The organism is Stenotrophomonas sp. 01N47, from assembly GCF_056399165.1.
The window spans coordinates 152683-162668 of sequence record NZ_JBFTQU010000008.1 but is presented as its reverse complement, the minus strand read 5'-3'; the positions used below and the strand labels follow the sequence as shown (position 1 = coordinate 162668).

Annotated in this window: 11 protein-coding genes; 3 read left to right on the top strand and 8 right to left on the bottom strand. The window is 67.2% G+C overall.

Annotated features, from left to right (window positions below):
• Window positions 1-244: 244 nt before the first annotated feature.
• From pepQ to rph, 8 genes are all read right to left on the bottom strand, one after another.
• Window positions 245-1576, bottom strand: a complete 1332-nt coding sequence (gene pepQ / locus AC1DKR_RS16050) for a Xaa-Pro dipeptidase (protein WP_447945513.1) — start codon at window positions 1574-1576, stop codon at window positions 245-247.
• Window positions 1577-1651: 75 nt separating this feature from the next.
• Window positions 1652-2026 carry a PilZ domain-containing protein gene (locus AC1DKR_RS16045; protein ID WP_033831924.1) on the bottom strand — a complete coding sequence of 125 codons (375 nt, stop codon included), beginning with the start codon at window positions 2024-2026 and terminating at the stop codon, window positions 1652-1654.
• On the bottom strand, window positions 2023-4299 hold the full coding sequence (locus AC1DKR_RS16040) for a DUF1631 family protein (RefSeq protein ID WP_478033605.1): 2277 nt from the start codon (window positions 4297-4299) through the stop codon (window positions 2023-2025). The genes AC1DKR_RS16045 and AC1DKR_RS16040 overlap by 4 nt, the downstream gene beginning before the upstream one ends.
• Window positions 4300-4419: 120 nt before the next feature.
• Window positions 4420-5646 (bottom strand): radical SAM family heme chaperone HemW, encoded by a 1227-nt coding sequence (gene hemW / locus AC1DKR_RS16035; protein WP_363731826.1) that lies wholly within the window; start codon window positions 5644-5646, stop codon window positions 4420-4422.
• A gap of 35 nt (window positions 5647-5681) precedes the next feature.
• Window positions 5682-6182: a hypothetical protein gene (locus AC1DKR_RS16030; RefSeq protein ID WP_394197445.1), complete on the bottom strand. Its 501-nt coding sequence runs from the start codon at window positions 6180-6182 to the stop codon at window positions 5682-5684.
• 26 nt (window positions 6183-6208) lie between these two features.
• On the bottom strand, window positions 6209-6811 hold the full coding sequence (gene rdgB / locus AC1DKR_RS16025) for an RdgB/HAM1 family non-canonical purine NTP pyrophosphatase (protein WP_312786539.1): 603 nt from the start codon (window positions 6809-6811) through the stop codon (window positions 6209-6211).
• The gene (locus AC1DKR_RS16020; protein ID WP_025874209.1) at window positions 6811-7197 is read right to left on the bottom strand and encodes a VOC family protein; all 387 of its coding nucleotides are present in this window, start codon (window positions 7195-7197) and stop codon (window positions 6811-6813) included. Before AC1DKR_RS16020 ends, rdgB begins: the two co-directional genes overlap by 1 nt.
• Window positions 7194-7919, bottom strand: coding sequence for a ribonuclease PH (rph, locus tag AC1DKR_RS16015; RefSeq protein WP_025874210.1), 726 nt, complete (start codon window positions 7917-7919; stop codon window positions 7194-7196). The genes AC1DKR_RS16020 and rph overlap by 4 nt, the downstream gene beginning before the upstream one ends.
• A 122-nt stretch (window positions 7920-8041) precedes the next feature.
• Here rph and AC1DKR_RS16010 point away from each other — a divergent pair, with 122 nt between their 5' ends.
• The 3 genes from AC1DKR_RS16010 to rpoZ all read left to right on the top strand — a co-directional run bounded on the left by AC1DKR_RS16010 (window position 8042) and on the right by rpoZ (window position 9971).
• Complete coding sequence (locus tag AC1DKR_RS16010) at window positions 8042-8902, top strand: YicC/YloC family endoribonuclease (protein WP_478033602.1); 861 nt, start codon at window positions 8042-8044, stop codon at window positions 8900-8902.
• The gene (gene gmk / locus AC1DKR_RS16005) at window positions 8899-9561 is read left to right on the top strand and encodes a guanylate kinase (RefSeq protein WP_033831917.1); all 663 of its coding nucleotides are present in this window, start codon (window positions 8899-8901) and stop codon (window positions 9559-9561) included. Before AC1DKR_RS16010 ends, gmk begins: the two co-directional genes overlap by 4 nt.
• Window positions 9562-9671: 110 nt before the next feature.
• Window positions 9672-9971 carry a DNA-directed RNA polymerase subunit omega gene (gene rpoZ, locus AC1DKR_RS16000; protein ID WP_005410877.1) on the top strand — a complete coding sequence of 100 codons (300 nt, stop codon included), beginning with the start codon at window positions 9672-9674 and terminating at the stop codon, window positions 9969-9971.
• The last annotated feature ends 15 nt before the right edge of the window (window positions 9972-9986 follow it).

Sequence of the window (9986 nt, the reverse complement as noted above, 5' to 3'; positions counted from 1 at the left end):
GGTCGCTCGCTGCGCTCGCTCCGTGTCGACCAAGGTCGACACCTACCAATAGTCCCGCGTGCCGACAACCGCCGTTACCAACAGCCGCGGGAAACTGTCGAAGGCGGGGTACTGTGGGTTTGCGGGGTGTCCGCGGCATGGATGCCGCGGCCAAGCCCCCAGGGATGGGTTCACGGCGTCCCCCGCCAACCCACCCCGCCCCGCCAAGCGCGGCTTTTGCTCCAAGCGACCAGCCACGAGGGGCTCAGCCGTTCGCCGCCGCAAACACCGGCCGCGTCAGGTTGTCCGCCTCGCCATCAGTGCACAGCACTTCGTCTTCAATGCGGATGCCGCCGTACGGACGGAAGAAGTCCACCCGCTCCCAGTTGATTGCATCGCCATGACCGGCGGCCTTCACTTCGTTCAACAGCATGTCGATGAAGTACAGGCCCGGCTCGATCGTCACCACCATGCCCGGCTCCAGCACGCGGGTCAGGCGCAGGTACGGATGGCCCGTCGGACGCTCGATGCGGCCGCCTTCATCGCTGGCCGCGAAACCGGCCACGTCATGCACCTGCAGGCCGATCAGGTGGCCGATGCCATGCGGGAAGAACGCGGCGCTGACGCCGGTTTCCAGCGCGGTCTGCGGCGACACCTTGATTACGCCGAAGTCCTTCAGCACGCCCATCAGCGACAGATGCGCGTCAACATGCAGCTGCTTGTAGTCAAAGCCCGGACGCACCGCTGCGCACATCTGCTGCTGGGCGGCATCAACGGCTTCGATCATCGCCGCGAACTCATCATGGCCGGCGGCGGCGTAGGTGCGGGTGATGTCGCTGGCATAACCATACGCGCTGGCGCCGGCGTCGATCAGGAAGCTGCGCAGCGGCTGCGGGGCCTTGCGGCCCAGTTCGGTGTAGTGCAGCACCGCCGCATGTTCATTCAGGGCCACGATGTTGCCGTACGGCAGTTCAGTGGTGTCCTGGCCCACTGCCTGGCAGTACGCCATGTGGATGCTGAACTCGTCGGCGCCGTTGCGGAACGCCGCTTCGGCTGCCCGATGGCCGCGCACACCCAGCACCTGCGCCTGGCGCATCAGGGCGATTTCATACGGCGTCTTGCTGCCACGATGCCATTCCAGGTAGTTCACCACCGGCGCCGGGTTATTCGGCACATACGCGCCCAGCGCGCTCTGCGGTTCACCCAGGATCGCGCAGCGCGCCGGGTCGGGCGGCAGCAGTGCCAGCGCTTCGTCCGGCGTGCGAATGATGTGGATGTCGAAGTGCTCGACCCACCAGCCGCTCGGTGCATCCGGCACCACATGCCAGTAGTCGAACGGCTGGTGGAAGATCACCGCCGGACGCTTGCCCGGGGTGAACACGATCCAGCTGTTGGGTACACGGGTCAGCGGCAGCCAGGCCTTGAACTGCGGGTTGACCGCATACGGGTAGTCACGGTCGTCGAAGACCTGGTAGTGCAGGGTGCCGCTGGGCACCACCAGGTGGTCGAAGCCGCCGCGTGCCAGCGCCTGCTCGGCGCGTCGGCACAGCACGGCCAGGTGGTCGGGATACAGGGCGCCGGGGTCTTGCTGGATCATTGCGGTGGCTCGACACGGAAAACGGCCCTAGATTCTGCCGGATACCGACGCAATCCGCTGTGCCGGAACCGGCACTCAGCCCGTCGAAACCGGTGTCTCGTCGTTGTCTTCGCCGATCCACCGGCGCAGCAGCTGCCGATGCTCGCGTGACAGGGTCAGGAAGCGGAAGCCCGCCCAGCTCTGGCCGGGTGCATGCGCCGGTTCGCTCCACAGCAGGTGTACGCCGACGTCGATCCACTCGCTGCTGCCATCGGCCAATGGCAGCGGGAAGCGCAACTGATACAGCGCATCGTCGCGCAGCGCGGCGCTGGCCAGCATCAGCATGCCGGTCTCGGACACATTGCCAAGCCGGCCGACCACGCTGTCGCGCATCTGGTCGGTCACCGGTACCAGATCGGAGACCTGTCGGCGCGGCGCGCGGCGGGTATCAACGGGCGGTTGCGTGCTCATGCGTTGGGCTCCTGCGGTCGACGTCCGGCGAGCGCGCGCAGTGCGCTCAGGCTCGCCTGCCAGGCGCGGTCGACCAGCCGGCCCTTTTCTTCGGTGACCAGTTGCGCGCGTCCGGCACTCATCTGCCGGGCCAGCGTATCCAGGGTGGTTTCGCCGATCTTCTGCCCACGCGCGTTGACGAACAGCACATGGCCGGTCAGCAGGCTGTACCAGGACAGGCGCTGGCGGCGCAGTGTGCCCTCGCCATCGTCGATATCGAACCAGCTGCCGAAGGGCAGCGTGCATAGTTGCTGATAGCTGGCCTCCTCGGCCTCGCTGCGCGGCGCGGCCTCATTTGCCTGGGTCTGCGCGCCTGCGTGTTCGCCCAGCCGCGCATGGGCCTTCAGGCGCGCACTGAGTTCGGTGCGCGAGGTGCTTTCGTCTTCGCCACCCGGCGTGGACAGGCGGCGCGCGACCGCTGCGGCTTCCTCTGCGTGGTAGCCGACCTGCAGCAGGGCCGATTCAACCTCGGCGGCCAGCGGAGCGTCGGTCGCGCTGCTTTCGCTGGCAGCCTCGGCAGTGATCGTCGCGATGCGTTCGGTCTGCTGCAGGCGCTCCTGCCATTGCGGCGAATCATCACCGTGGCGCAGACGGGTCAGCGTCAATGCGTCCGCCCAGGCCTGGCGCAGCAGTGTCTGCACGAAGCGTGGCGGTTCCTGCGTGTCGCAGCACTGGTCGATCTGCGCATTGGCCTGGCGGCGCGCAAGCTCCAGCCGTTCCTTGCCGCGTGCTGCTTCCACGTGACGGCGCTCTGCCAGTTCAGCGCGGTGCGCGGCGGCACGCTGATGCTGCTGTATCTCTTCGTTGGCGGTGGCAAAGGCTTCGGGCGTGCGCGCGTCCTTGCCCAGCAGGCCCTGCACGCTTTGCGCCAGCCGTTGCAGCAGCTGCGGATCGACGTCGTCATCGCCGAGCCAGCTGGCGCCGGCTTCAGCGACATGGTTGAGCAGTTCGCGCGCCGGGTGTTCGTCGCGCACGAAAAACCCCGGGTCAGCCATCGCTGCGCGCGCCAGAGGAACCTGCAGGCGCGCGAGCAGGGCGGCCGGCACCGGGTCCGGCCGTTGCTGCTGCTGCACCTGCTGCAGCAGCAGGCGCAGCAGATCGAGATTGTCGCGGTCGTGGCTGCCAAGGCTTGCCTGCGCGCCATGTTCGCTGCGCAGCTGGGCCACCACGGCGGCCTGCAGATCGGTCATGGCGCTGGCGGCGCTGGCCTGCCCCTGCAGGCGTGCCAGCACGGCATCAACCGCTGCACTGGGCAGGGCCGCCGGATTCGCCGCTGGCTGCGGGGTCTGCCGCGCCTGTTGCAGCATCTCGTGCAGCACGCTGCTGGCCGGTACCGTCATGCCGGCCGACGCACCGGGCGCATCCGCATCGGCGAAGGCGTCCTGCATCAACGTCGACCATGAGCCGGCCGGTGCCGACCCACCCCAGCCGGTCATCGGGGTGGGCACGCGCGGTGACGGGCGTCCACTGCGGCCGCTGCCGACCGACTGGGTGATGATCCGGCGGGTGCTTGAAGAACGGGCCAGGTACGGGGTGTAGACCAGGCCTGGCAGGATCCCGTGCTGCGCCAGCAGCGCATTGGCACGGTCGAGCACATCGCCCAGCCGCTCCAGCACCTGCCGCTCGAAGCTGCGGTACAGCGCCATCTGCACGTCGGCGCTGAGGGCATCCTGTTCGGCCAGCTTGCGCACCATCGCGCACAAGGCCTGCGGTGCCAAGGGCAGGGTGTCGGCTTCAAAGGCTGGTGCGCCGGCAACAACACCCAGACGCTGGCCCAGCAGGTTCAAGGCATTGGCCGAGCGCAGGGTTTCCCGGCGCACCATTTCGGTCAGCAGCAGGTCGCGGTCGACTTCATGCTCGGCCACCAGGGTCAACCCCAGCATGCCGGGCAAGGGCGGTGGTGTGGCGGCAGCCACGACCGGGGTGATCGGTTCACGCAGCCGCGCAAGCGCATCGGCCAGCGCATCGAGCATACGATCGCTGAAGTGGCCGGCGAACGCATGCAGCTGGCCGCGCTGGCCCAGCAGATCGGCTTGCTGTTGCGGGTTGCGGGCATGGTCGGCGTCATGCAGCAGGGTCTGCTCCAGCGCTTCCACGGTCAGGATCAACGGCGCCGTCAGGGCCTGGCGGCACAGGCCGATCAACGCGCCCAGCAACTCGCGCACACGCGGCGGCAGGTCGGCCGCGGCCAGGCGGGCAGTGTCGGCACTGGAAAGAGAGAAGACAGCTGACATCGGCGAGGGGGTCCGGATTCCCGCGGATCGATCTTGGAATCTACCGTGTCGGCCGGTGAAGGCGCTACTTTAGCGATGGATTCATTCAGGGCAGCCTTCCATGGCTGCGCCGCAGGCGGATCATTCTTCCAGGAACAGGCTGACCACATCATTGGTGAAGCGCCGGCCGAGCTCGGTCGGCTGCACGTACCCGTCCGCCACGACCAGCCAGCCGCGCTGCACTGCTTCGGCCAATGGGACATCCAGCACGTTGCGGGCCAGGCCGGTCCGCGATTCGAAGTCGCGCAGGCTGAAACCTTCGTGCAGGCGCAGCAGGTTGAGCATGTACTCGAACGGCAGGCGCTCGGCGGCAATCACCTCATCGCCACCGAACGATGCGGCCGTGCCGGCGGTATCCATGAACGTCTGCGGGTGCTTGTGCTTCCAGCGTCGCAGCACATGTTCTTCGGCGCCGGAACTGATCTTGCCGTGTGCGCCGGCGCCGATGCCCAGGTAGTCACCGAAACGCCAGTAATTCAGGTTGTGCGCACTCTGCCGGCCGGGGCGGGCGTAGGCGCTCACCTCGTACTGGCCGAAACCGGCCTGCGCCAGCAGCGCCTGGCAGTGTTCCTGCATGTCCCAGGCGTGGTCTTCATCGGGGATGCCCTGCGGCGGCCGCGCGAAGAACACGGTGTTCGGTTCCAGGGTCAGCTGGTAGTGCGAGATGTGGGTCGGCTGCAACGCGAACGCGCGCTCCAGATCGGCCTCGGCACCGGCCAGGGTCTGTTCCGGCAGTGCGTACATCAGGTCGATGTTGAAATTGTCGTAGCCCGCGTCCTGCGCCATCTTCACCGCGCGCTCGGCCTCGCCACTGTCGTGGATGCGGCCCAGTCTTTTCAGCGCGGCATCATCAAAACTCTGGATGCCGAAGCTGAGGCGGTTGACCCCGGCCGCGCGGTAACGATCAAAGCGACCGTGCTCGGCGGTGCCTGGGTTGGTTTCCAGGGTGATCTCCGCATTCGGCGCGAAGCGCAGGCGGGCGCTGGCCTGCTGCAGGAAGCGGTCGATCGCCTCGGGCGGGAACAGGCTGGGCGTGCCGCCACCGAAGAACACGCTGCTGACCACCCGGCCCCAGACCAGCGGCAGGTCCTGGTCGAGGTCGCGCACCAGTGCATCGATGTAGGCATCGAAGGGCAGTTCGCCCTTGGCCTGGTGCGAGTTGAAATCGCAGTACGGGCACTTGCGCACGCACCACGGCAGATGCACGTACAGCGCCAGCGGCGGCGGCACCAGGCGTGGCGGGGTGTCGTGGTCGCAGGACTCGCCGGGCAGGTGGTTGCAGTGGTCGTGGTTGTGGGCGTGCGGCATGGCTGGCGTGATGCAGATGTGGGGGGAGCGGCAGATCAGTCCGCCGCCCGCAGAAGGGGGTCGACCAGGGAGCGCGGTTGCGCGCGAAGCACGGCAGCGGCAATCTGGCGGAAGAAGGGCGAGGGCCCTTTGTAGCTGCCTATAGCGTTGTCCATCAAACGGTGGCGCGCCGGACTGCAGCCATTGCGCATGCACAGATGGAGACCGGAAACCATGGCCTTGCGCTTGTCGGCAAAACTGTCAAGCCGTACTTCCAGCACGTCCACCAATGCCACATGGCGCCACCGATGCAGGCTGCCGATGTTGTGATAGCGCAGGTGGCCGGCAGCGCCGTCCAGTTCGACGCGCTGCCACATGATGGGCGCGCCGATGAGCGTGATGACGGTCATGCCGACCAGCGCAACCACCGGCACCGCCCACCAGGATTCCTTCCCTGCCCACGCCAACATGCCGCCAAGGATCGCACCACTGATCAGCCCCAGTACGGCAAGCAATTGCACCAGTTCCATTCCGGTGCGGTAGCGCTTCACGGTCATCCTTGAGTCTCCTGTCGAATGTTGGTTCAGTCCGCGAACTGCTGCTTGAGCTGCTGCTTGAGCTGCTGCAGGGCGATGGCGCGATGGCTGATGGCGTTCTTCAACGCCGGTTCCATTTCCGCAGCGGTCAGGCCGTGGGTGGTGTCCAGGAAAACCGGGTTGTAGCCGAAGCCGTTGCTGCCGCGCAGTTCGCGGATGATCTGTCCTTCCCAGCGGCCTTCGCAGATCAGCGGCTGCGGGTCGGTGGCATGGCGCAGCAGCACGATCACCGCATAGAAGCGGGCGCTGCGCTGGCCATCGGCGATGTCGGCCATCGCTTCCAGCAGCTTGGCATTGTTGGCCGCCGCATTGGTCGGGTGACCGGCATAGCGCGCGCTGTACAGGCCCGGTGCACCGCCGAGGGCATCGACGATCAGGCCCGAATCATCGGCCAGCGCCGGCAGGCCGGTTGCTTCGCAGGCGGCGCGTGCCTTCAGCAGCGCGTTCTCGACGAAGGTCAAGCCGGTCTCTTCCACATCGCCCAGGCCCAGTTCGGCGGCCGAGGTGATCTGCAGCGGCAGGTCGGCGAGGATTTCCTGCATTTCCACCAGCTTGCCAGCGTTGTGGCTGGCCAGGACAAGCTTCTTCATCAGCGGGGCTCCAACAGGTCCCAGGTATTGCCGTACAGGTCGCGGAACACCGCGACCGTGGCGTAGGGTTCTTCGCGCGGTTCTTCCAGAAACTGGACACCGGCAGCCAGCATCGCCGCGTGGTCGCGGCGGAAGTCATCGGTGTTGAGGAAGAAGCCGACACGACCACCCGTCTGGTTGCCGATACGGCTGCGCTGCTCGTCGTCGCTGGCGCGGGCCAGCAGCAGGGCGGCGGCGCTGCCATCGGTCGGGCCGACCACTACCCAGCGCTTGCTGCCCTGGTCGATGTCGTCCAGCAGCTGGAAGCCGAGCTTGCCGGTGTACCAGGCAATGGCTTCGTCGTAGTCGGCCACCACCAGGGTGGTCAGGGCGATGCGCCGGTTCATGCCGACAGCGCTGCCTGCTGCGCGGCCAGCAGCTCGGTCACGCCCTTCTCGGCCAGGCCCAGCAGCGCATCCAGTTCGTCACGACGGAAGGCATGGCCTTCAGCGGTGCCCTGCAGTTCGATGAAGCCGCCACCGTCGTTCATCACCACGTTCATGTCGGTGTCGCAGTCGCTGTCTTCGGCGTAATCCAGGTCCAGCACGGGGGTGCCGCGGTAGACGCCGACCGAGACTGCTGCCACCGCGCCGAGGATCGGGTTGCGCTTGATGTCGCCGCGCTTCATCAGCACGTTCACTGCATCGACCAGGGCCACATAGGCGCCGGTGATGGCCGCGGTACGGGTGCCGCCGTCGGCCTGCAGCACGTCGCAGTCGAGGGTGATGGTGCGTTCGCCCAGTGCGTTGCGGTCCACGCAGGCGCGCAGGCTGCGACCGATCAGGCGCTGGATCTCCAGCGTGCGGCCGCCCTGCTTGCCACGTGCGGCTTCACGGTCGCTGCGGGTGTGGGTGGCGCGCGGCAGCATGCCGTACTCGGCGGTCACCCAGCCTTCGCCCTTGCCGCGCAGGAAGCCCGGCACCCGGTTCTCGATGCTGGCCGTGCACAGCACGCGGGTTTCACCGAAGCAGACCAGCACCGAACCTTCGGCGTGGCGGGTGAAACCGCGCTGGATGACGACCGGGCGCAGCTGATCGGGCTGACGGCCACTGGGGCGGAAATCGGACATGGGGCAGGTTCCGTAGGGAAAGGGTGTACGCCACCATCCCCGCGACCTTCACGGGGCGGGGAAAGGGGCTCAAAAGAGACCGCTAGGGTACCATTCCCCCTTTGCAAGCACCGGATACATCCATGATTCGAAGCATGACGGCCTATGCCGGCGGCGAGCGCTCCACCCCGTGGGGAACGCTGGGCTGCGAGCTGCGCTCGGTCAACCACCGGTTCCTGGAAGTGGGCACCCGCCTGCCCGAGGAACTGCGCGCATTGGAGCCGCAGCTGCGCGAGCGCATTTCCGCGCGCCTGAGCCGTGGCAAGCTGGATCTGGTGATGCGCCTGCGCGCGCCGGAGTCGGCCGCCAGCCTGCAGATCAACGAGGTGCTGCTGGGCCAGCTGGGCCAGCTGGCGCACCGCCTGACCTCCGATTTCCCCAACCTGCAGGTCAGCTTCACCGATCTGCTGCAGCTGCCGGGCGTCACCCAGGGCGAGGCCACCGATGCCGCGGCCCTGCAGGTTGAAGCACTGGCGCTGCTGGACCAGGTACTGGACGGCTTCGTCGCCGCCCGCGAGCGTGAAGGCAGTACGTTGGCTACCGCCATCGCCGAGCGCGTGGATGCCATCGAGCGCATCGCCGCCGAGGTGCGCACGCTGATTCCGGCCATTCGCGACGGCCAGCGCACCAAGCTCGCCGCCCGCCTGGCCGACCTGCCGCATCCGGTTGATCCGGGCCGCGCCGAGCAGGAACTGGTGATGTGGCTGCAGAAGCTGGACGTGGACGAGGAGCTGGACCGCCTGTCCAGCCATATCGTCGAGATCCGCCGCGTGCTCAAGCAGCGTGAACCGGTCGGCCGCCGCCTGGACTTCCTGCTGCAGGAGTTCAACCGCGAGGCCAACACGCTGGGCTCCAAGTCGGTGGACAGCCGCACGTCCAACGCCGCCGTCGAGCTGAAGGTGCTGATCGACCAGATCCGCGAGCAGGTGCAGAACATCGAATGAGCATTTCCACGCCCCCGGCCGCGATCGCACGCGGCACGCTGTACATCGTTGCCGCGCCCTCCGGCGCCGGCAAGAGCAGCATCGTCAACGCCACCCTGGCGCGCGACCCGCAGATCGCCCTGTCGATCTCGTTCACCTCGCGGGCCATGCGCCCGGGTGAAGTGAACGGCCAGCACTACCACTTCGTCAGCGCGGAGAAGTTCGAGGAGATGATCGCCGCCGGCGACTTCTTCGAACACGCCTGGGTGCACGGCGACTGGAAGGGCACCGCCCGGCAGTCGGTGGAGCCGCAGCTGAACGCCGGCCAGGACGTGCTGCTGGAGATCGACTGGCAGGGCGCGCAGCAGGTGCGCCAGCTGGTGCCGGGCACGGTGACGGTGTTCATCCTGCCGCCGTCCAAGCAGGCCCTGCAGGACCGCATGCGCAAGCGCGGCCAGGACAGCGAGGCGGTCATCGCCCAGCGCCTGGGCGCCGCCCGCGATGAAATGCTGCACTTCAACGAATTCGACTACGTCATCGTCAATGAAGTGTTCGACACCGCCGTGGACGAACTGTGCGCGATCTTCACCGCCAGCCGCCTGCGCCGGGACGCCCAGAAGGTCCGGCACGCCGGCCTGATCCAGGCGCTATTGACCCCGGATGCGAGTTCAACTGATTGATTCCTAAAGGGTCCGGTGGGGGTTGGCTTGATTTTGTCCAGCCCCTGCCAGTACACTCCGTCCCCTTTCCCTCATTCGACTGAGCGGCCGACCGGTCGCCGGGAGCCCGTATGGCCCGCATTACCGTAGAAGATTGCCTGGAAGTCGTTAACAACCGTTTCGAGCTGGTGATGATGGCCTCCAAGCGCGCCCGCCAGCTCGCCAATGGCGTGCAGGCCACGCTGGACAACAGCGAGACCGAGGACAAGCCGACCGTGCTGGCGCTGCGCGAGATCGCTGCCCGCAAGATCGACAACGCGCTGATCGACGAAGTCGAGAAGGCCGAGCGTGAGCGCGCCGAGCGCGAAGCGCTGGAGTGGGCCGCCGCCGAAGTGGTCGCCGACGAAGACATGTCCAAGAACGACGATTGATCGCATCGATCAACG